The organism is Flagellimonas sp. HMM57 (assembly GCF_021390175.1).
In the GTDB taxonomy this organism is placed as follows: domain Bacteria; phylum Bacteroidota; class Bacteroidia; order Flavobacteriales; family Flavobacteriaceae; genus Flagellimonas.
Genome location: NZ_CP090004.1, coordinates 901,201 through 925,408 on the forward strand (window position 1 = coordinate 901,201; position 24,208 = coordinate 925,408).

Here is a 24,208-nt window from a genome sequence, read left to right on the forward strand (position 1 = left end):
TTCAAATCGCCATTTAGAACTGTTAAAATAATGTTTTACTGAATTTATCTATAACGAAGACTAACTGTATCAATGAAATGTAGGTTACACTTGCCAGCATCAATCTTCTTGCGGAAGGGTTATCACGTTTTTCATACAGTTTAAATGCAAAACCGAGCATTACCAAACCTGCCAATAGCACAATAATGGCAGCAGGTATGGACAACTGTAATCGACCTGTAAAACCAAATACGGGCATTATAGAAATAACAATCATCCAAATCGTGTACAATATAATTTGCAATGCCGTACCTGTATCTTTTTTGCCTGTAGGCAACATTTTAAAACCTCCTTTTTTATAATCTTCGTCCAACATCCAACCCAATGCCCAAAAATGAGGGAACTGCCAAAAAAACTGAATCATAAAAAGGGTTCCTGATTCTATACCAAAATCATTTGTTGCTGCTACCCATCCCAGCATAAAGGGTATGGCGCCCGGAAAAGCACCAACAAAAACAGAAAGTGGTGTCTTTGTTTTAAGTGGTGTGTATACGCTTGTGTACAAGAAAATAGAAATTGCACCGAACATTGCCGTTTTTGGACTGAGAATATATAAAGACAACACTCCCAATAATGTTAGCGTAATGGCGATGGCCATAGCAGTATTAACCGACATACGCCCTGAAGGCACCGGACGGTTTCTGGTGCGTTTCATCAAAGCGTCCAAATCTTTTTCGATGACTTGGTTGTACGCATTGGAAGCACCTACCATGCAATACCCTCCAAAGGCAAGCAAAAGCACTGATACAAAATCGATTTGATAAGCACCCAGAAAATATCCTGCAATGGAAGAGAAAACCACACTTACTGCCAAGCGGGCTTTAGTGATTTCCTTAAAATCGGCATAAATTAAAGACCAAGATGTACTTTTTACAGAACTTACTGTAGATTTCATCCACTAGTTATATTGGCTGGCAAAGATAATGTCAGAGCAACTCTTTTCCAACCAATTGACAGTCTTTATATTGTTTTTAAGGAAATATCCACTCTCAATTATACAACATTGCCACAGTATTTATGACAGTTCTCATAAAAACAAAAAAAGCCCTAGCGAGAACACTAGGGCTTTTTCAATTCTTGCCTCGGCAAGAATCACATATGTCTTATTGCAACTTAAAGGTAATTGGAATACTGAAAGGTACCTTAACGGCTCTTCCCCGTTGCTTACCTGGAGTCATCTTTGGAAGCTTATTAATAATTCGCAATGCTTCCTTTTCCAAGTTTTTATCTGGTCCACGCATTCTAATATTACCGATGCTACCATCTTTTTGAATAACGAAAATGACATTCACCCTTCCTTGTACACCCATTTCTTGGGCAATTTCTGGGTAGCGGAAGTTTTTACGAATGTGTTTTTGCATCATCTCTTGAAAACACTTCTTCTTATTGCTGGCGCCTTCACAACCAGGGAAAACAGGAACATCTTCAATAACCGCAAATGGTACAGAAATATCCTCTTCAACTTCCTCGACTTCAACTTCTTCTATTTCCATCACCTCTTCATCCTGACTGGTCTCAGTTGATTCGATTACGGTTTCTTCAACTTCTTCTTCATCTTCTACGACTTCGATAACTTCTGGAGCAGCTGGTGGCGGTGGCGGTGGCGGAGTTTTTATCTGTTCCGTCATTGGCACCTCTTCATCCAACTGATCTTCAATATTCATGGAAATATCATAATCATTGGATTTATCATATTTTTTCCACTCCATGGCTCCGTAAACCAATCCCAAAACAGCCGCTAATCCTATTACGAAATAGAGCGTACTGTTTTTTCCTACATCTGCCTTTGGATTCTTTTTTAGTTCCATTGTTTTGATTTTAATGTTCGCTAATTTAATTATTAATTAGTTAAATAAGCAATTAAATTTTCCATTTTAACGGCCTTTCTTTAGAAAAAAACCACTTAATCAGGCTAACCCCCGCAATTGCGCCGATTGTATTTGCAACAATATCGCCAAATTCAGCCATGCGATCTGTGGTGACCATGTATTGCAACACCTCAATAAATATGCCATATGTTATGGCCGTGAACAATATCGACAATACTGCTTTCCCTATCGTTAAACCGCCTTGCGTTCGTTCTCTTAGAAAGAAACAACCCAGTATTGCAAAAATTAGGTAAAATAAAAAATGAACCATCTTATCTGCATAAGGAATAGTTACTCCACCGGTATCAATCCCTGAAAAAGAAAATAAGCTAAGTATTGTAATAAACGATGCCCAGCTTATAAATAGTATTGTAAAAACATGCTTTTTAAGCACCAATCAACGCTTTGTAGTCCTCATCACTCATTAGACCATCCACTTCCGAAGGATCGCTTATTTTTATTTTGATCATCCAACCTTCGCCATAGGGGTCAGAATTAACCTTTTCTGGCTCATCTTCCAAAGCCTCATTAAATTCAACGATTTCACCACTAAGCGGTAAAAATAAATCAGAAACAGTTTTTACGGCTTCCACCGTACCGAATACTTCTTCTTTATCCAATGTTTCATCTAAAGTCTCTACTTCGACGTAGACGATATCACCCAACTCTCCTTGCGCAAAATCGGTTATGCCCACAGTTGCTGTGTCACCTTCTATCTTGATCCATTCGTGATCTTTAGTATACTTTAATTCTGCTGGTACGTTCATTGTTTTAGTTTCTTTTAGTCCAGTGACAAATGTAACGGATCAGCAATAGCTTTTCAAGTAAAATTTATACCAAAAAATGAGTAGAAGTTCGTGTTTTGGTAATTTCTAATTTCCAAAGTTATATCGCAAAGTAAAGCCAGCATTTATGGTAGTTTGAGGGAAGGCAGTTGACACTGCGAATTCTGAAAACGTATGGTCGTAGAAGAACAGGGCATTTAGGCTTTTGCTCAAGGCATAATCAGCTGTAAACTTAATGGCCATTAGATTTTGGCCCGATGTAATCTGGTTACTATCAATATCAAGGTTACGAATTATGGTGATATTATCTCTTAAGGACAAGTCTGCCTTAAGGTTTAAATCCCCTTTTAATCGGGTTTTTTCTCCGCCAATGTTGGTAACAAACTTTACATCTTTAAAGCGATAACCCAATCCCAGAGTATATTCCTTACCATTGATTTCGGTTAGTAAATTATTGTCAAAACTTAATGACAATGTTCTATCCGTTCTTACTTCTGCCAAGAAACTAAAGGAGTTTTTCATTTCAAAATCCATACGGATCAATGGATTGAACTGATCATTTAGCACTACATTATTGATAATATTTTCTGGAAGGAAATTACCATTCTCATCAATCGGATCAGAGCCGTCTTTTACTAATTGCTGTCTAGTTAAATTAGTTTGAAAGGAATTTATGCTGTAGGCGGCACGATACCCATGGCTCAAAGAAAAACGCTTGAACTTCTTCTTGAACCACCTATTCTTCATTAAACCCGTATACTTTATGTTCCAGTTGGGAATAGGTATTTCCCGGAAGGCATCCAAATTGACCCTATTTACATCTCGCCCTGTATAAGCAGCAAAAAAGGCCGGTAACAAAACTTCTTGTTGTGTTTTTCCGTAACCTTCTGGGAATTCACCTTCTTCGTTCAAAGGAACTGATCCCCCTCCCCTATCCGAAACCAATCGATTTGCAATGGTAATCCTGTTTTGTTTGAATTTTTCAAAGGTTTCGGAATCAAACTCATCACTTTTACTAAAGGCAGTACTTATCATCATTGCGGAAATACTGAAATTTCCAAAATTGTTCCCCAAGAGTTCTTCATATTGGAATTCTCCACCACCAAGATCATTTACCTGAAAGTTCTCCTGATAGCTATTGGATATTTGCCTATCCATTGTTAAGTCTATCGTAATATCTTGGGTAGGTTGCGCAGTTGCGGTGATGTTCAATTGTTTATTGGAATTTTCCAGATATTGGGAGTTGAACTCCGAAAACGTGGTCAACCATCCTCTTCTGGCTGCTTCAAAACGCACATCAGACTGACTACCGAACACAAAGCCCAATGAAGGCCGAGCTGTACCTATAAATCCTATAGATTGGGTATACCCGGGAAGTACCTTACCATTATTTTCACTGTAGTTTACGTTTATTCGCTTTACCATAGTAACAAAATCGACTATGGTGTTAAACGTCTTGCTCGTTTTTTTTGGTGGTTTTTCATCTTCTTCCGATGCTGGATTTCCTGCTTTGTCCCGTCTTCTAGCTGATTGGTTGGCCGTAACCTTACCGTCTCGTTTCTTTAATCCCAAGAAATCGTAAAAACGCTGCATACTCAAATTACCGGTTAAATTATGCGTATTGGCGTTTTGTATGGTATTGATCTGCTCTCCGGGATTTTCAAGCTGTACCACCTCATTCAAAGCATCGCCGCCACGCTGCCAATCAAAATTACTGGTATAGGAGTACTGTGCATTGATAAAGTTTAGGAAAGGAAATTTATCAAATGGAAGTTCATAATTCAACTGCATTTGTTGCGAATGCCTATTGGATTCCCCAACGTCAAAAAAACCGTCCCATAAATCCAAATCTTGATTAATTCCAGAACTTTCATCATCATCCACGTTAAAATAATTACGAACAATATTGTTGTTAGACCCTGTCAAGTTCAACCGTAATGATTTGGTAATACTGTAGTTCAAAGCATATTGCCAATTGAACAAATAGTTACGCTGTTGTAACAGCGGAAGATCTAAAGCATCCACACCTGGTTCCAAAACGTCTCTAAAACGTTGTTGATTAAAGGAACGGTTATAGTTGGCATTCACAGAAATACTGGTCGGCAGCACGTTAAAGTTAAGCTCCTTAAGCCATTTCCAATATTCGCTCATAAACAAAGAGTCTTTTTTTGCAAAAGGAGCAACCGGGGCCGGTTTAAAATTATGATTGTATACAAAACCCGTGGTTACATTTTGATCCCGCAGTTCTTCCACTTCAAAATCCCTGTGGTCCGTTTCGTTATAGGAATAATTGAACGTAAAGTTTTCTATATCGAAAAAGTTCTCTTTTGCTTCTTCTCCCCTATTTTTCCGTACTCCAATTAGATTAATACTGGTCCTCTTGGTATAATCTTCTGCTTGTCTTTGAATAGTTTCAGCATCTTCTTGGGTTTCAGCTGCGGCAATACGGTCGTCCAATTTTAAATCGTCATAAACAGGGTCGAATTCCGGGGTTATCAAACTTTCCGATATGCCGTAATTAAACGGCAACTGAATTCCCCACTTTTTTGGGAACAATTGACCTACATTCACATTAGTGACCACATCGTAGGATATGGCATCCTCTCGTGAACGTTCATTGGGCATTTGATCAATAGAACCAAAACCAGATGTGCTTCTGCTTCCCGTAGCAGTGACATTTGCAAAATCTGCCATATTTGCGTCCAAAGCAGCAATTGCGGCCCATCCACCGTTATTATCCAAGCCCGCCAAACGAAGTTCGTTAAACCAAACCTCACCACGAGCGGGTAAATCGTCAATATTCTTGATTCCCACCATCATACCACGAATACTTCCCAAAGATGGGTTTCCTCGTATCCCTATGCGCAATCTACCTAAGGTCCTTGGCGCAAATTCATCTACTAAAACAGCTTCACCATCAATGATTTCATAGTAGTTTACCTCATTGAGTGTTTGTTCTGCAATTCCTCTTGATTTCACCTTACTCAAATCGCTCAGGTCAATATCAAGCTGATTTACATCTGGCCAAATTTGATCTGGCGACGTCACGTTAAAGGGAGTAAACTGAAGCGGTAATTCTATTTGATAAAAGTTTTCAGAAAAGTCAGTTCCAATTCTTAGAAAACCGACCAATGGGGTATCGCTATCGGAATAGTCACCATTCAATATTTTTTCCGCATGCATGAACATTTTTATTCGTTCGTACTGCCTAACGTCAATATTCACATTTTTAAATACCCCACGAGAATCCTGAGACTCCAAATTTTCAACAACGAAGGAGAGGGATTGTTCATTCTGACGTATGATGGTATTATTGTTATTCAATTGTTCACGAACCACACCTGGAGGCAAAACGTAGGGAATAGGCTGCCTTGCAAAGTTTTCTTCAATATTGACCGTATTTACATCGAGTACCGTTGCATCATCGGAAGGGTCATTATCAACATCTGGCTGCAATGAGTTTGTATAGGTTCTCCAGTCGCCACGCACAAGGTCCAACGTAGCAAAACGTAGTATAACGTCACTGGTAAAACCGGTCATATACATTCTCATAAAGCTAATGGAACGGAAATCCGTTATTCCACCAACGGCTTCTGTAAAATCACTTAATGGAATTTTGTACTGAATCCAGCGATAATTGACCTCGGTCCCATTTGGCACTCTGTTACCACTTGCAGTACCTTCTCGAATATCGGTCACATACTGGTCATCTACTGTAGCGTTTGGTTTAATTTGGATACGGTATTCGTAATAGCTATTGACAGTGTTCATGGTCAAATCCCTATCAATATCTTCTACATCGGGCAATGTAGTTGAGCCCCTGTTGGTATTGGTTACTTCAACGGGCGAATTACCCTGTGGGTTATTGAAATCCAGATAGCGCTCTAGAATACCTCCTTCTCTGTTCAGATAATATTGATAATTATCAAATGCGGGATCCTCTGCTGGTCCATTATAAATGGCTTGCTCCCCGGCATCGTCCAGTCCATCAAAACCCAAATCCTGTAAAGACCTATTGGTTTCGTCGGCATCAAAGGCATATACTAGCGATTGTGTTGAAGGGACTTGGCCCCATACCGTTGATCTAGGGGTTTCTACATTAGTAGTACCGGGCAATCCATTTTCATATTGCTTTCTTCCGTCTTTGAGTATATCCTCAGAAATATTTCCCAAGTTAAGTACCAGTTCCCCAACATTTGAATCGTTGGTATCACCATCAATGTAAGGATCCAATACCCAAAACTGAACAAATTCAACATTGGACTGTTCAAAATTGGTGCTGCTCAACGGACGCATGATACCTGCCCATTTATTAGTGTCGGGTTCAGTCTCAAAACTAGGGTTAGCATTATAAGGTCCTTTTTGATTTGGATAGTATACCACATCCAAAGTCCCTTGTACCTGGGTTTGCCCCTGGGCCACATCGGTCTCTGTAAATACCTCATCAATAAAAACCCTACGGGTTGCATTCAACGAAATATCATTATCCGATATTCCCGAAGGCCTTTGGTTGGTATAGAAAATTGGATCAACAGTATACCAGGACATTTTTGATCTCTCAAAACCTACATCCAAACCAGTTCTATCTTGTGCAAATTCAACAGGCGGACTAGCCAGGGTCCATCCCAAGGACGAACGAATATCAATTAAAGCCTGTGCGCCTTCAAAATCATCTATGTACGTAGTGGTCTCCCCTTCAAAATCAGCGTTTTTAGGAGAGTTTGGCTTCAAAAAAGCAACCTCGCCACGTATGGAAAGATTGGAAGGAACATCAGTGTCTATGTTTGGAAGCTTATTCGCCAACCGTGTTAGAAACGGAATCTCGGTGCTAAAATTCCCGTTTAAACCAAAAATAGTATTGTTCACAGGCTCAATACCAAAATTTGATTTTTGGGTAAGGGGTCGCTCATTGAGGTTCAACAACGTACCGCCCAAGACAAAATTCTCATTGAATTTATGTTCTACGTTTATCCCTGTGAATCTTCTGGTCTGCTGTCCAAAGACTGCATTATTTTCAACCGATATATTTATTGGGGTATTGGAGGCTTCTAAACTAGGGTCTAAAATCTGTACTGTCCCTGCTTGATAGTTTACGGTATAATCTATACCTTCTTGCAATTGACGACCACCTGCAGTTACTCGTACCGAACCTCTTGGCACATTGAACGCACCAATCGGTATGCCATTATTTCCTTCGGATTTGTAGCGCCCCTTTAACTGGAAACGATTCTTCTCGGCATCTTGTAACGAAGCAGCTTTGGTCTTCGCGTACATATTCCTAAATACGTATTTCTGCTGGTTAACATTGTATCCTTGATCATTTTCAACATCATACGTTCCACCGCCCAGTTCTTCAAATAGAAACTCTCCAAAAGGCTCCACTTTGGTGAAGATGATTCTACCGGATTGTGTGTCTACCGTAATTCCGGGAACGTAATCAAAGAATCCATCACCGCCGGGCTGTACATCATTATATATATTTAAGCGATCTAGATTGAACACATTGATAAGAATACGTTCTTCAAGTCCAGTGGGCCAACCTGCATTAGGATCTACAGGAGTAATATAGTTTCTGGGCGTAGGATCTGAATAAAGGATATTCAGTTTAAAATCTTCTTGGCTTAGCTGAAACGCTCCGGTTGAATAGATATTTTTCATCATCAAATCCCAGATAGGGTCATCGACATTGGTAATATTACTCTTTAGTAATTTTAATATGAGCGTATTATTTTCGATGATGGGATTAACGCCACCGGATACAGTCGTAGCATCTACACCACCATTTGCAAATTCCCCAACCTGAAAAACCTCTCCGTTAAACGTATATTGAAACGCCACACCCAAAACCTCGTCATTGCTTAAACGTTGGTTTAAAGAAATGTAACCCAATTGTGTATCAAATTGATAGTCTCTTCCCACTTCCAATTTTCGGGCATTTTCCAATATGGCGTAATCGAACCCTTGATTCGCTTCAACATTAAAACCGTTGTCAACCGTGGCAATGTCCCTAACACCCGTATTCATAGCTCCGCCACTTCCTATTAGTCCAGGATCAAAGTCATTGGCGCCATTTTGTGGCAAAGCTCCCGGTTGTAAAACATTAAAGAATCCTGCTGGGGCATTGCTCTCTTTCCCAATTCTGGTAATTTCCCTACCATCGCTTCCCAATTCAACTTCTCCCAAATCCTGGACAGCGACTACATTTCTAACGTTTAGGGTCTGCTGATTTCGGTTGGTCACCCACACCTCAAGTCGAGTAATTTGTATTTGACTACGTATGAACGGATAGTTAGCCAGTGCTTGGTCATAATTATCCCTAAAGTATTGTGCCAAGAAAAAATGTTTGTCCTCATCATAGTCCAAGGCGGTCAACGCAAACTCGTTGACTGTGCCACCACCTTGTGCGACCACAGTGTTGTTCTGCGAACGTTGTTCCGAAAAAACCGCTGTAACCGTAGTTTTACCGAATTGCAATTGTGTCTTCACTCCAAAAAGGCTCTGCGCACCGGTAATCAAAGAACTGTTCAAAGGCATATTTACATTACCTATCTCTATTTTTTGAAGAATGTCGTCCTCGGTAGGCGTATAATCAATTTTAACCAAATTCTGGAAATCAAACGTAGCTTCGGTATCATAGTTCGCCGTTACCTGAAGACGTTCCCCTACTTTACCCAACAAGCTCAGGCTTATCCTTTGGTCAAAATCAAAGGAAAGGTTGGTCCTATTTCTGGGAGATAATGCAGGGTTGTCATTTTTCTGCCAAAGTATCCCCAAGTCCATAGCAACAGAACCTTGCGGAATTACCTCTATGGTATTCCCTCCAAAAATGGATTCAAAGAAGCTACTGTTCACATAAAAATTTGGAAGTAAATTCTTTCTAGCTTCTTCACTACCCTCTTTTTTTCCTGTAAATGCATCGATTTTATCCTTGAAGTAGGATTTCATCTTTTCTTTTTGAACAAGGTCAAAATACTGTTCTGGTGTAAGAATAACAGGGTAATTGATATCAAATTCACCGACACGCTCTGTATAGATATACATATCCAGTTTTGGATCGTACGTATATTTGGCGATAATACTATTGGGGTTTTCCAATATTAATCGACCAAGCTCAAAACCGGTTTTCACCGAATCCTGAACTTGTTCATTGGTTTCCTGGCCTGTTAGGTTGGCGGTTATCAGAAAACATGTAAAAAAGAAAAAGTACCTAAATCCTATCGATTTAAGTATTGGTTGTGCCCCTCTTTTCAAACTAATTACAAATTTTTCAGCGCTAATTTAATAGTGTCCTCAACGCTTAGTGAAGGATCGTTGGATAACACCTTGTCAACAACCTTTTCAGATTGCCTCCGAACGAAACCAAGAACCTCTAAAGCAGATAACGCTTCTTCTTTGCTTGTATTGTTCGATTGGTGGGAAACTTCTCCCATATCGTAGACTTTTAAAATCTTGTCCTTTAAATCAAGAATAACACGTTGTGCGGTCTTGGCACCAATTCCTTTTATTGACTGAATGGCAGGAACATCTCCATTGGCAATAGCATCCCTAATTTGGACAGGTGACAAGGAAGATAACATTGTTCTTGCAGTGCTAGATCCAATACCAGAAACAGAAATCAATAACCTGAATATTTCACGTTCTGACTGCTCCAAAAAACCAAAAAGTGTGTGCGAGTCTTCCTTCACTTGCAAATGTGTGTAAAGACGTATATTTTCTTGATCTTTAAGCTGAGAAAAAGTATGCAGCGAAATATTCACAAAATAGCCTACACCACTACATTCAACGACGATATAAGTAGGGTTCTTCTCAACTAATTTTCCGTTTAAGTGGGTAATCATATATTATGGTTGTTTTTTGTCGATTGTTCGTTGTTTGCTTCGGCTACGCTCAGCACTCAGGTTGTTTATTTAAATCTAAGTTTTGGTTTGAACTTATGCTTAAACTTGAGTTTTGGGTCTGAACTTGTATTTGTATTTAAGTCTTAAGCATCGCTACTCCCCCATTTTTGCCTTTCGGCGTTTTTCACGCTCTTGAGCATCTATTACAGCGACCGCTGCCATGTTCACCATTTCATCAACACTCGCTCCCAGCTGTAAAATATGTGCAGATCTTCGAAGACCGACCATAATTGGGCCTATGGATTCGGCATTGTTCAACCCCTTCAATAATTTATACGTAATGTTCGCAGAATCTAAATTTGGGAACACCAATGTGTTTACTTTTTTTCCCGCCAATTTTGAGAATGGAAAATTATTGTGACATAGCTCTTGACTTAATGCAAAATCAGTTTGAATTTCACCGTCAACTACCAACTCTGGATTTCTTTCGTGCAATATTTTGACAGCTTCCCTTACTTTTTGGGCATTGGGATGGCTAGAAGAACCGAAGTTTGCATAGGACAACATCGCCATTACAGGATTAAAACCAAATGTGCTGGCGACATTTGCTGTCATTTGGGCGATTTCTGCCAAGGCCTCTGCACTAGGATCTACATTTATGGAAGTATCCGCTAAAAATAGTGGCCCTCTATCGGTTATCATTATGTTTACTGTGGAGGCATTTTTGACTCCTTTCGCACGTCCCAAAACTTCAAATACAGGCTTTAATACCAATGGATATGCTCTGGAATAGCCAGAAATCATTCCATCTGCATCACCTTCCAAAAGCATCATGGCGCCAAAATAATTACGCTTGCCCATATTGACATTTGCGCTGTATTTGGTTTCTCCTTTTCTTTTTCTGGATTCCCACAACTTCATCGCATATCTAGTCCGCATTTCCTTTGATTCGTCCGAGCGTGGATCTATAATAGGCACTTCGGCATCAAATTCCAATTCCTTTTTTAACTTCTCAATAGTTTCCCTATATCCTAGCAAAATTGGTATGGCTATACCTTCATCATGGACTATTTGTGCTGCTTTCATTACATCGAGCAATTCTGCTTCTGCAAAAACAATGCGTTTGGGGTTAACCCGCGCCCGGTTGTGCAAAAGGCGAACTACTTTGTTATCATTTCCAGATCTTTGGTATAGTTCTTCTTCATACTTTTTCCAATCCCGTATCGGTTCTTTTGCAACCCCACTTTCTATAGCGGCCTTCGCCACAGCAGGTGGAATTTTGGTTATCAGTCTTGGATCAAAAGGTTTTGGAATGATATATTCTTTACTAAAAAACAACCTTGTAGTATCGTAAGCGATATTTACTTGTTCTGGAACAGGTTCTCTCGTTAAATCCGCTAAAGCCCTAACCGCAGCCATCTTCATCTCTTCATTGATTTTAGTCGCCCTAACATCCAATGCTCCCCTGAAAATAAATGGAAATCCAAGAACATTGTTCACTTGATTGGGATGATCTGAACGACCTGTTGCCATAATGATATCGTCCCTTGTTTTACAAGCCAAATTGTATTCTATCTCTGGATCAGGATTTGCCATTGCAAAAACGATAGGGTTTTTAGCCATGGATTTAAGCATTTGGGGTGTTAGAATATTGGCAATGGATAATCCAATAAAGACATCTGAATCTTTCATAGCTTCCTCCAAAGTATCTATTTTTCTATCCGAGGCAAACTCCTTTTTTTCTTTGGAAAGATTTTCACGATCACTTCGGATGACACCTTTGCTATCCAACATTACAATATTTTCAGGCTTTGCACCGAATGCAATATAAAGCCTGGTGCAAGAAACAGCAGCTGCACCGGCGCCACTGACCACAATTTTTATCTCTTCAATTTTTTTATGGGTAAGTTCCACCGCATTCAGTAAAGCGGCAGCAGAAATAATAGCCGTACCATGCTGGTCATCGTGCATGACCGGAATGTCCAACTCCTCTTTTAGACGTCTTTCAATTTCAAAAGCTTCAGGAGCTTTAATGTCTTCAAGATTAATTCCTCCAAAAGTTGGGGCTATAATCTTTACGGTTTCAATGAATTTATCAACATCCGTAGTATCCAATTCAACATCCATTCCGTCGATATCCGCAAAAATCTTAAACAGCAAGCTTTTCCCTTCCATTACAGGCTTTGAAGCCTCTGGGCCAATATTTCCCAATCCTAAAACGGCCGTTCCGTTAGAAATTACTGCAACAATATTTCCTTTGGCCGTATACTTGTAAACATCATCCTTGTTCTTTTCAATTTCCAAACAGGGCGCGGCAACCCCTGGAGAATAGGCAAGCGCTAGATCGCGCTGGGTAGCGTAAGGCTTTGTTGGAACTATTTTTATTTTACCTGGCTGAGGCTTCGCGTGGTATAATAAAGCTTCTTGACGTTGTTTTTCTTTGCTCATCTTTCTTTTTTGAGGCTATAAATGTATAGGTTATTCTTTTTAATTGGGCGTACATCAAAATAAAATAAAAAAGACGCCAAAACATAGTGGCGTCTTTTCATATTCTTTTAATGTTCAATTACCAAAAATACCCAACTATAATTGTTGTCACCACTAATAATATAATGGCTAAATAGCGATAGTTTTTATACCATGGCAAATCTTTGAGCTCTTCCGTCTCTTCTGCGAACATTTCTTTCTTATAGGTATATTCCGCAACCTTTTGCGCATCTGGCTCGCCAGTTGCCAAGCTGACCACTATATGTGTAAGTAAGCTTATCACAAACAAAAGATTGGCTTTAGCAAGAAAGTGAAATTCATTTAGATAAGGTGAAATATCGTAGCTGGCGGACAATATCATGAAAATGGCTACTGCTCCACCAATCAAGAGACTTGTAAATGCTCCCGTAGCATTTGCCCTTTTCCAAAACAATCCTAAAATAAAGGCTGAAACTACTGGCGGGCTTGTAAAGGCTATTACCAATTGAAGATAACCCCAAAGCGAATCGCTCACCCTTTCTATGAACGGAACCCAAAGTGATGCAAGAACCACCAAGATCAAGGTGGCAATCTGTCCCGCTCTTACCAATTGTTTACTGGTCATTTCTGGACGAAGTTGTTTTACAAAATCCATAGTGATCAATGTTGAAGCCGAATTGAACGTTGCTGAAACTGATGACATCATAGCTGCCAATAGTCCCGCAACTACAAGACCCAAAATACCGGTGGGCAAAAGCTGAAACAATAGTACAGGATAGGTTAGATTAGGACAATCTGAAAGATTCTCGCACATACCTCCAGTAGCTAGTGGATAGTTAAGGTTTGAAATATCTAAAGTATTAAACAATAGAAGTGCCAATACCCCGGGCACTACCATGATAAAAATTACAGGAAGTTTTAACAAACCTGCAAATAATGCACCCCAACGACCGTGATTTAAATCTTTGGCTCCCAATACACGTTGCACCATAAACTGGTTATTTGCCCAAAAATAGAATCCTAGCAACGGTACGCCAGTCAACAGACCCCACCAGGGCATAAATTCATCGTTATTGGAACGAACCAAACTGAACACTTCTCCTGAGTTGGATGGTATAAATTTTCCCTCGGCAGCTCTATCTCCAAAATTAACATCTCCAGATGCCAATGCCGCATCCAATTTGGACATCATACCGCTCCATCCGCCACCTAACTCTTCAAAAGCAAAATAGGTGAGCAAACAGGAACCAATAATCAATAAAACCGCCTGGATAACTTCGGTTTGTATAACAGAGTTAAGTCCACCCGGAATTGTATATGCTGCGGCCGCAACAGCCAAACCTATGATGATGTAGGTGGAATCCACATCTGGGAACAAAAGTTTTAAAACAATACTACCAACGTAAAGTCCCGCAGCCGTGTCCACGAGTACATTTCCAACAATCGTTATCAAAGAAAAGTAATATCTCGATCTTTTGTCATAGCGTTTCTGCATGAATTCCGGCATGGTATATACTCCAGATTTCAAATAAAACGGCAAGAAAAATATGGAGAAGAAAATAAGAATGACAACCGCATACCATTCGTAATTGTATACATTGACATTGGTCTGAAAACCATCCGAAGCCAAACCAACCAGTGTAGAACTTGAAATATTAGCTGAAAAAAGTGCAATCCCAACAATAGGCCATGTCATGGTCCTACCTCCTAAAAAATAGTCTTCCGAACTGCTTCTTTTTGATTTTGATATACCGTAGATTATAATTCCTACGAGATATACCAGAATCACAATGATATCCAAGGTCTGTAATCCACTCATGGTCTTTCTCGATTTAGTTAGTTTGTCTTCCGTTTGTGCACATTATGATTTTTAGACGTAACCCAATTTCTTTCGATTATGGTAAATTTACTGGCCTATTTTTAAGAAAATCATAGTTTGCTTACAAGGCAATATAGTCTTTTTAATTTTTTCTTAAAAAAAACTTAACATCTAATATCATCATGGGGTAACCTCAATCGTTGTAGTAGGTTTACTAACTTTTTAAAAATTTTAGGTTTCGTTGCAAACCTGAAAACTTGGTTCGCTTTACAGGGGATTTTTTGAAGATTTTTTTGAAAACATCTTCCGTGATTTCCTCCCAATCTTTTTTGGTCATGGAAAGTAATTCGGGATTTGGATTGAAAAGTGGTTCGCTGTGCGCTTTTGAGAAACGGTTCCAAGGACAGACGTCTTGGCAAACATCACAACCGAACATCCAGTCATCAAATTTACCGTGAAATTCTGTTGGAATCTCGTTTTTTAATTCGATGGTAAAATAAGAAATACATTTGCTCCCATCCACTACATATGGTTCCACAATGGCATCTGTGGGGCAAGCATCAATACAAGCAGTACAGGTTCCGCAATGGTCCATTACCGGACTATCGTATTCCAAATCCAGGTCTATGATCAATTCGGCAATAAAATAAAACGACCCCACTTGTTGAGTCAATAAATTGCTATGCTTTCCAATCCATCCCAATCCACTTTTGGCAGCCCATGCTTTATCAAGTACCGGTGCGGAATCCACAAATGCCCTACCATGTACCTCACCGATTTCTTCCTGTATAAAATGCAGTAATGATTTCAATTTATCCTTTATCACAAAGTGATAGTCTGTACCGTAAGCATATTTTGAAATCTTGTATGCATCCTTATTTTGATGTCCGGATGGGTAGTAATTCAGCAATAATGAGATAACAGATTTAGAACCTTCCACCAATTTGGTCGGGTCCAAGCGTTTGTCGAAATGGTTTTCCATATACTGCATTTCGCCATGCATATTTTGGTTGAGCCATTTTTCCAATCGAGGGGCTTCATCTTCCAGAAATTCAGCCTTGGAAATTCCACAAGATAAAAAACCGAGGCGTTTGGCTTCATTTTTTATTAGTGTGGTATTAGACTGTTTACCCATAATTATCGTAGAACAAAATTCAATTTAACCTCTTTTGGTTTTAGAGAAATCATAGGATTGATTTCTACTCGGGGCATTTTGGTGCTAATATGATATTTTTTAATAATCTCGACCATGACCATGACCATTTCATAATTAGCAAAGGCATTACCCACGCACATACGTGGCCCAGCTCCAAAAGGATAGTAATAATTTGAAGCTTCTTTCATGTCTACATTCATAAAACGGTCCGGGATATACTCGGTTGGATTTTCCCAGAAATCTTTATGCCGATGCAATTCAAAAATGGAAAGCAATACCAATGTACCTTTCTTCATATGTAAGCCATCAATCTCGTTATCCTCGATAGCAACTCGGTCTATAAAATAAGCTGGCGGATATAAACGCATCGCTTCTTTTATGCAAGATGTAGTTAAAGATAGTTTGCTCAAATCTTCCCATGTGTAGTCATCCTTTTCCAGACTACTGATTTCCTCAAAGAGCTTTATTTGTAATTCTTCATCCTTGCTTATAAAGTAAAGTGTAAATGCCAAGGCGTTTGCAGTTGTCTCATGCCCTGCAGTAAATAGGATCAAAACTTCATCTATAAGCTGTCTTCGGGGCATTTTTGTACCATCTTCATAAGTTGCATTCAACAACATGTCCAGTAAGTCGTGTTCTTCTTTTCCGCTGGATAAACGCTCTTCTATGAGGTCATTAAGAATGTTCCTTCCTGTTTCTGCCATATTCAGATGTTTCCCAATTTCTCCTGAAGCTTTATACCACCATTTAAAATAGGGCTGTCGCATCTCGCGAATCAACATTTTCTGGTTTTCTTCGGTGATATGCTGAAGTCGGGACATGGGTTCCCGAATATCATTACTGCTAAAGAGTGATTTTGCCACTACTTGAAATGCCAAATCGCCCATCAGTGCAAATACGTCTTGTTCCGCATTGGGGACAATACGCTCCAATTCAGCAACAATGGTATTACGCATTATAGAAAAGAGGCCTTTCAATTTTTTTACATGAAATGCAGGCTGAATCATTCTTCTGTGCGCACGCCAATGCTCTCCTTCCGATGTTAGCAATCCATAGCCTATATATTTTGCTAAATCCTTAGTCTGTAATTTAGATTTGGAATAATAGCGATGCTTTTTTTGAAGCACTTGCTTGACCAAATCTGCATCTCTAGAGAACAACACCTTTCCTTCGCCTAAAATAGAAATCCGAAAAGTGTCCCCAAGCTTTTCAAAATTTTCATAATGAAAGGGCAAAGGATTTTTTAGAATACGTTTGCTGTTGAGCAATACTTTTAATGCAGAAACGTGGGGTAGCTTTTTCATTAAAACAAGCCTCCTTGCGTTGCTCCTTTTATTCGCCCAAGATGTTTATAAGCGAGCTCGGTAACTTCACGGCCTCTGGGGGTACGCATAATAAATCCTTGCTGAATCAAGAAAGGTTCATATACTTCTTCAATGGTTTCCGCACTTTCTGATACTGCAGTGGCCAATGTAGTGATTCCAACCGGACCTCCTTTAAATTTATCGATGATAGTACTCAGTATCTTATTGTCCATTTCGTCAAGACCGTGGGCGTCAACATTCAAGGCTTTCAAACTAAATTTTGAAATATCCATATCTATGCTTCCATTTCCTTTTATCTGGGCAAAGTCCCTAACCCTTCGTAATAAGGCATTGCATATACGGGGCGTTCCCCTGCTCCTGCCCGCTATTTCTATAGCGGCTTCGTTGGTGATGGGAACTTTTAATATTTCAGCACTACGTTCTACGATGGTGGACAGCAACTCGGTATTATAGTATTGTAGTCTACTTTGAATACCGAATCTTGCGCGCATTGGTGCTGTCAATAATCCTGAACGTGTAGTTGCTCCCACAAGTGTAAATGGACTTAGATTAATTTGAACCGTTCTTGCATTTGGTCCGGTTTCAATCATAATATCGATTTTGTAATCTTCCATTGCTGAATACAAATATTCTTCTACGATAGGACTTAATCGATGAATTTCATCAATGAACAATACATCCCGTTCTTCCAAATTGGTCAAAAGGCCGGCCAAATCCCCAGGCTTATCCAAAACAGGGCCTGATGTAATTTTTATCCCTACACCGAGTTCGTTGGCCAAAATATGTGCGAGTGTGGTTTTCCCTAATCCCGGAGGCCCATGAAACAATGTGTGGTCCAAAGCTTCGCCACGAAGGTTTGCAGCTTGCACAAAAATTTTCAAGTTCTCCAATACTTGTTCTTGACCTGTAAAATCATCAAAAGTAATGGGTCTTAATGCTCTTTCGATATCGAGCTCTTCTTGCGAAAAATGTTCAGGATTTGGATCTAAGTTTTCATTCATGTCCTAACAAATATAATCGAAAACGGAGTCTACCTAAAACCATTTTGTTTAAACCTAAATGAGATTTGATTTTGTCCAGTAGTGATGTTTTAGGAACTTTTCACTTCGTTGACTGAACTTTTCCAAATAATTCTATTTAATTACAATTTGTAGTATCTTAAAATTTACTTGATATTTCTTCTTGTCAAATCTCTAGCTGAATGATTTACAGTTAAAATATCCACTCGGTCTTTACTAACAACCTTGTAAATAATCCTATAATTTCCCTCGATTAATTGTCTTATATCATCTCTTTCAAATTCTGGCACCAAACTTCCCAGATATATTTGTCTTTTTAAAATTTCCACTCTACTTTTGATTCGGATAACTTGAAGTTTGGCGTAATATTTTGAGTCTTTTTTGATATAGTCCGCAATGTCCTTTAAATCTGAAATAGCTTGTGGAGTCCAGTTTACTTGAACCATTTTTCAATTTCCTTGTCTAATTGTGCATGTTCCGTTACATCGTTTTCCAAGGATTGTTTTTCGCCACGTTCTATCTTTTCTATTAATATCAACCGTTCCACTAATTCGTCAAGAGAAAACTCATCTGGAAAAAACTCAATATGTTCCTTTAGCTTTTGTTTTGTGAGCATTTTGATTTGTTTTAATAAAGTTAGAAAAAATATTGAAGATTAGGATTTTAAAAATTAAAGGCAACAACCCCCTTCTTTGCCTTTTTTAGGAAAGTAAGCCTTAAATTAGATACTTTAAATAAAATTGCTTCAACTGTAACGCTTTATGGTAACTACTGGTTATTCAATCGGGATTTTACAATACATTCCATTTTTTTATATTATTTGGTCGGACGACTTACTTTCAGCTTCTGAAATATCTGTGGTAACCAAGACCATTGAAGAAGATACTTCACTTGAACAACATGAAAAAGAGCAACTTTTACTCTGGTTGAATAGAGATACTCCACCTGCCAATGAAGAAATAAAAAATTGGCAGCATGTGATTTCCAATTCCGATATAAAACTTATAGAAAGTGATACCTATCCCTTGACCGCTTTAAGCCAAAGGTTAGCGAGTCTACATTGTGGTCATTGTGATTTTAATGACCATTTAAAGCGCATAGAAATAAATTTAGGAATACAGCCTAACCATTATAACCATTTGTTCGATGTTGAGGTGGTACACAAAAAGACCTCGAACCGATATTCAGCAGCTATCCTGGATGGCATTCTTAAAGAACCTCATACAGCAATTGTTGACGACTTTCGCAACTTTCTACATCAACCCATGTTTGATTGGAGCGTACAGCGGGACAAAGAAGCGTTTCGTTCAAGGACATTGGAGCAAGTAAAAGTTTTGGGTGAAAACGGGTATGGTGCAATGGCTTATGAAGAAGAATATGGCGGCACGGAGAACATGCCAGGCTATGCTGCTATTTTTGAACATTTAATGTTCATTGATGGGAGTTTGGCAGTAAAATTTGGAGTACAATTTGGCCTTTTCGGTGGCAGTATTCAAAAATTAGGAACAAAAAGGCATCATGATTTCTATCTCGCCGATACGGGTGAAACAAAACTATTGGGTTGTTTTGCCATGACAGAGACCGGACATGGTTCCAATGTGCGAGGAATCAAAACCACTGCTACTTATGATAGTGCAACGGATACCATCGTGATTCATACACCTGGAAAAAACGACAACAAAGAATATATAGGCAATGCCTTGCATGCTAAAATGGCCTCTGTTTTTGCACAATTGATCGTGAATGGAAAAAATGAAGGAGTGCATGCTATTTTAGTACCGTTACGTGATGAACACCATAAAACACTAGAAGGAATAACCATTGAAGACAATGGTTATAAGTTAGGATTGAACGGTGTAGATAATGGTAAAATCTGGTTCAATCAGGTAAGAGTACCCCGTAAAAATCTATTGGATAAATATGGGGAAATCAAAGATGATGGCTTGTATTTTTCAGCAATAAAAAATCCAAACAAACGATTCTTCACTATGCTCGGCACATTGGTGGGTGGTCGTATCTGTGTGGCCAAAGGCGCTTTGGGCGGAGCTAAAATGGCATTGACGATTGCCGTGAAGCATGCTCTAAACCGAAGACAATTCAATGATAGCGTAAAGATTCAGGAAGATTTGATCATGGATTATCCAACGCACCAACTTCGATTGACCCCGGCTATCGCTAGTGTCTATGTATACCATGTTACCCTTGAAGAGTTGATTAAGCGCTATAGTGATACTTCCCAACTGGATAAAAGGGAAATAGAAACCCAGGTCGCGGGCTTGAAATCGGTGATTACTTGGTTTGCCAGTGATACGATTCAAGAATGCAGGGAGGCTTGTGGTGGAAAGGGATACTTACTAGAAAATAGAATCGCTGATTTAAAAGGCGACGTTGACATTTTTACCACTTTTGAAGGTGATAACAACGTTCTTTTACAATTGGCCGCGAAAGGGGTTCTTTCAGACTTTAAAGCTGAATTCAATAGTGCAGGTTTTACCTCAGTACTTAAATTATTACGAAGCCAACTTGCGGATAAGTTGAGTACCATCAACCCAGCATACTCCAACAAAGTAGATAAGGAACATCTGTATAATCCGAAATTTCATAAGCATGCGTTTAGTTACAGAACCAGAAGGCTCACGTATACTTTAGCCATGCGAATTCGGAATTATATTAAGAAGGGGATTCCATCGTACCAAGCTTTTTTAAAAGTACAGACACATTTGTTAGTATTGGGAAAAGCGTACAGTGTGGAATTGGCTTATGAAATATTCAACGAGTTTTGTACTACTGTTTCCGATAAAGAGTATAGAAGCCTATTGGAAAAATTGGGAACTTTGTATGCGTTGCACGAAATACGCTCAAACGCAGAATGGTATTTGGAACAGGGATATATTGGTGGAACAAAGTCTAAAGCGATACGGCAACGTGTGGAACGTTTATCAACGGAACTCAGGCCGCACATCGAAGTAGTTGTGGACGGATTTGGGATTCCAAAACACTGCTTGACAGCTCCTATCGCTAAACAGTAGTTCGGATTTTTGGATAATTAGATTTTTGGGCTCTTGGAGTGTCAGACTGTATTGGTTTTCCTAATTAAAAATCAATAACTCACTCTACTTTTTTAATTAGCTGAGTGGTATCCATAAATTCCGTTATGGTAATTTTTGGATTTCCAAAGAGATAAATCCTCGAACTACCTTTTGCCGATAGCTCTAAATCCCGATAGGCATACAATCTTGCATTTGCTGAATTTTCCAGACCTGCTTTTATTGATGCAGCCTCCATTTTTTCACCTTTAAATTTTGTGTTGGACGTAAGATTGACTTCCATACGTTCGGCAGTACCTTCCAGAGTGAAGGAAGCATTTCCTTCCAAATCAACATTACTTGTTTCGTTTACTGCATACATATAAGCTTCGGCCCTTTTGTTTATACTGATGTTCAACGAATCCACATCCACGTTAAAATCACCCCTACTATTATCTTCCAAATTGATATCCATTATAGCTGCACTTGCCTTTAAGTTTAACTTGGCATCTGCAAAGGCATCTACAAACAATTCGTCACTGTTTATAACATCGTTTGTATTAATGCTGCCTTCTTTTAAGGTAATTCCCTTTAGCTCGGTATAATTCACCGTAATGTCCAGTTGTTTTTTTGCGGTAATATCATAAAAAGAGCTTACAATCAGGGTACTGTCCTTTACTTCAAATTTTAAAACATCTATTAGATTATCATCTGCGACTATTTCGTAACCAGGTCCAAAAGACTTTTTCAATACAATGTTTAAGTTGTCATTGAGCTGAATTGCATTAAAGGATGGAAGTTCTTCGTTGACTTCAGTTACAATTCGGCTTCCTTTTATTTTTGGTTTACGTTGTGCCAATACAGTAAGGTGGCACATTACTAAGAGTAGTAGGATACAATTTCTCACGATGTTTCTTTAAAAGATGATTAAAGATATTACAAATAGCGCTAATAATAGTTTAGGTAAAATACAATGGAACAAAAAAGCCCATCCTTTTCGGATGGGCTTTCAGTATTTTATTGAAACAAGTACTAATGATTAAGCTCTTCCTCATTCTCCTGCAATGGCGTGTTCTGTGGAACAAAATCCTGTCCCGGAAGAATGTATTCTCCGTTTTCATACGTTTTGCTGTAATCATAGGCCCATCTATATACGTGTGGTATTTTACCAGGCCAGTTCCCATGTATGTGCTTTTGTGGTGTTGTCCATTCCAAGGTGTTCGATTTCCATGGATTTACTTCTCCTCTTTTTCCATAGAATATGCTTCTTATAAAATTATAGACAAAAACCAATTGTGCAGCTCCAGCAATGATAGCAAAAACCGTCATCAAGATTTGTACGTTGGTTAGTTCATCAAACATTGGGAAAGCTGTGTTTTGGTAGTAACGTCTAGGCACTCCGGCCATACCCACAAAGTGCATGGGGAAGAAAACCCCATAGGCACATATTGCAGTTATCCAAAAGTGTACATACCCTAAGTTTTTATTCATCATTCTACCCTGGAACATTTTTGGGAACCAATGATATACCCCGGCAAACAGTCCATATAATGCCGAAATACCCATAACCAAATGGAAATGAGCTACCACAAAGTACGTATCGTGCACATTGATATCCAACGTACTATCCCCCAGAATAATACCGGTAAGACCACCCGTGATAAATGTTGACACCAATCCTATGGAAAACAACATGGCAGGGTTCAATTGTAGATTCCCTTTCCAGAGTGTGGTTATATAATTAAATGCTTTTACTGCTGATGGAATAGCAATTAATAATGTTGTAAATGTAAATACAGACCCCAAGAATGGATTCATTCCTGAAATGAACATGTGGTGTCCCCATACTATAGTTGATAAAAAGGCAATTGCCAAAATGGAAGCGACCATGGCCCGATAACCAAAAATTGGTTTTCTTGCGTTAGTGGACATTACTTCGGATGTAATTCCGAGTGCTGGCAATAATACGATATAAACTTCTGGGTGACCCAAGAACCAAAATAAATGCTCATATAATACGGGAGAACCACCTTGGTAATGCAGTACTTCCCCTTGAATAAAAATATCAGAAAGGAAGAAAGATGTTCCAAAACTTCTATCCATTATAAGTAAAAGTGCAGCAGACAACAATACTGGAAAAGAAATTACACCGATGATAGCAGTAACAAAAAACGCCCAAATCGTTAAAGGTAGACGAGTCATTGCCATTCCTTTTGTTCTTAGGTTGATTACTGTTACGATGTAATTTAACGAGCCCAAAAGTGATGATGCAATAAATATTGCCATGGACACCAACCACAGTGTCATACCAGCTCCTGAACCTGGCTGTGCCATAGGAAGGGCACTCAATGGAGGATAAATCGTCCATCCAGCTGCTGCAGGTCCTGCTTCGACAAACAATGATACGATCATTATAAATGAAGAAACAAAGAACATCCAGTAGGATAACATGTTCAAAAATCCGGATGCCATATCCCTTGCTCCAATTTGCAAAGGAATCAAAAGGTTACTAAATGTTCCGCTCAAACCAGCTGTTAAAACGAAGAAGACCATTATGGTTCCGTGAATGGTAACCAACGCCAAATAAATATCAGCATCCATTACACCATCAGGGGCCCATTTTCCCAGTACTGCTTCAAAAATTGGGAAAGATTCTCCTGGCCATGCCAATTGCATCCTAAACAATAAGGACATCGCTATCCCTATGAATCCCATAATAAGACCTGTGATAAGATATTGCTTGGCAATCATCTTATGGTCTTGACTAAAGATATACTTGGTTACAAATGTTTCTTTGTGATGATGTCCATGATCGTCATGAGAATGGTCATCTACGTGTGCTGGTGCATGTGCTGTTACAGACATAA

General features: G+C 39.1%; 16 protein-coding genes. 1 reads left to right on the forward strand and 15 read right to left on the reverse strand.

Features of this window, described 5'->3' with window-relative positions; genetic code table 11:
• Positions 1–22: 22 nt before the first annotated feature.
• From cyoE to LV716_RS04085, 13 genes are all read right to left on the reverse strand, one after another.
• The gene (cyoE, locus tag LV716_RS04025) at positions 23–934 is read right to left on the reverse strand and encodes a heme o synthase (protein WP_163416500.1); all 912 of its coding nucleotides are present in this window, start codon (positions 932–934) and stop codon (positions 23–25) included.
• A gap of 208 nt (positions 935–1,142) precedes the next feature.
• Positions 1,143–1,847, reverse strand: a complete 705-nt coding sequence (locus tag LV716_RS04030) for an energy transducer TonB (RefSeq protein ID WP_163416501.1) — start codon at positions 1,845–1,847, stop codon at positions 1,143–1,145.
• Positions 1,848–1,899: 52 nt separating this feature from the next.
• A complete protein-coding gene (locus LV716_RS04035) occupies positions 1,900–2,301 on the reverse strand; it encodes a VanZ family protein (RefSeq protein WP_163416502.1) in 402 nt (133 codons plus the stop codon).
• Positions 2,294–2,674, reverse strand: coding sequence for a glycine cleavage system protein GcvH (gene gcvH / locus LV716_RS04040; RefSeq protein ID WP_163416503.1), 381 nt, complete (start codon positions 2,672–2,674; stop codon positions 2,294–2,296). The genes LV716_RS04035 and gcvH overlap by 8 nt, the downstream gene beginning before the upstream one ends.
• Positions 2,675–2,779: 105 nt before the next feature.
• Positions 2,780–9,943: a cell surface protein SprA gene (gene sprA, locus LV716_RS04045; RefSeq protein WP_163416504.1), complete on the reverse strand. Its 7,164-nt coding sequence runs from the start codon at positions 9,941–9,943 to the stop codon at positions 2,780–2,782.
• A 5-nt stretch (positions 9,944–9,948) separates the two neighbouring features.
• Positions 9,949–10,530, reverse strand: a complete 582-nt coding sequence (gene ruvA, locus LV716_RS04050) for a Holliday junction branch migration protein RuvA (RefSeq protein ID WP_163416505.1) — start codon at positions 10,528–10,530, stop codon at positions 9,949–9,951.
• A 153-nt stretch (positions 10,531–10,683) separates the two neighbouring features.
• Entirely contained in the window at positions 10,684–12,978 is a 2,295-nt protein-coding gene (locus tag LV716_RS04055) for an NADP-dependent malic enzyme (RefSeq protein WP_163416506.1), read from the reverse strand.
• 118 nt (positions 12,979–13,096) lie between these two features.
• Entirely contained in the window at positions 13,097–14,815 is a 1,719-nt protein-coding gene (locus tag LV716_RS04060; protein WP_163416507.1) for a sodium:solute symporter, read from the reverse strand.
• Between the two features lie 214 nt (positions 14,816–15,029).
• On the reverse strand, positions 15,030–15,950 hold the full coding sequence (queG, locus tag LV716_RS04065) for a tRNA epoxyqueuosine(34) reductase QueG (protein ID WP_163416508.1): 921 nt from the start codon (positions 15,948–15,950) through the stop codon (positions 15,030–15,032).
• Positions 15,951–15,952: 2 nt separating this feature from the next.
• On the reverse strand, positions 15,953–17,275 hold the full coding sequence (locus LV716_RS04070; protein WP_163416509.1) for a cytochrome P450: 1,323 nt from the start codon (positions 17,273–17,275) through the stop codon (positions 15,953–15,955).
• Positions 17,275–18,297 carry a Holliday junction branch migration DNA helicase RuvB gene (gene ruvB / locus LV716_RS04075; protein WP_163416510.1) on the reverse strand — a complete coding sequence of 341 codons (1,023 nt, stop codon included), beginning with the start codon at positions 18,295–18,297 and terminating at the stop codon, positions 17,275–17,277. Before ruvB ends, LV716_RS04070 begins: the two co-directional genes overlap by 1 nt.
• A 164-nt stretch (positions 18,298–18,461) precedes the next feature.
• On the reverse strand, positions 18,462–18,761 hold the full coding sequence (locus tag LV716_RS04080) for a type II toxin-antitoxin system RelE/ParE family toxin (RefSeq protein ID WP_163416511.1): 300 nt from the start codon (positions 18,759–18,761) through the stop codon (positions 18,462–18,464).
• Entirely contained in the window at positions 18,749–18,931 is a 183-nt protein-coding gene (locus LV716_RS04085; protein ID WP_163416512.1) for a hypothetical protein, read from the reverse strand. The genes LV716_RS04080 and LV716_RS04085 overlap by 13 nt, the downstream gene beginning before the upstream one ends.
• Positions 18,932–19,076: 145 nt before the next feature.
• On the opposite strand from LV716_RS04085, the gene LV716_RS04090 reads away from it, so the two are divergent.
• The gene (locus tag LV716_RS04090; RefSeq protein ID WP_163416513.1) at positions 19,077–21,344 is read left to right on the forward strand and encodes an acyl-CoA dehydrogenase; all 2,268 of its coding nucleotides are present in this window, start codon (positions 19,077–19,079) and stop codon (positions 21,342–21,344) included.
• A gap of 79 nt (positions 21,345–21,423) precedes the next feature.
• On the opposite strand, the gene LV716_RS04095 is transcribed toward LV716_RS04090, so the two are convergent.
• Together LV716_RS04095 and LV716_RS04100 are read right to left on the reverse strand one after the other, a co-directional pair.
• Positions 21,424–22,248: a GIN domain-containing protein gene (locus LV716_RS04095; protein WP_163416514.1), complete on the reverse strand. Its 825-nt coding sequence runs from the start codon at positions 22,246–22,248 to the stop codon at positions 21,424–21,426.
• A gap of 125 nt (positions 22,249–22,373) precedes the next feature.
• A complete protein-coding gene (locus tag LV716_RS04100; RefSeq protein ID WP_163416515.1) occupies positions 22,374–24,206 on the reverse strand; it encodes a cbb3-type cytochrome c oxidase subunit I in 1,833 nt (610 codons plus the stop codon).
• Positions 24,207–24,208: the final 2 nt, after the last annotated feature.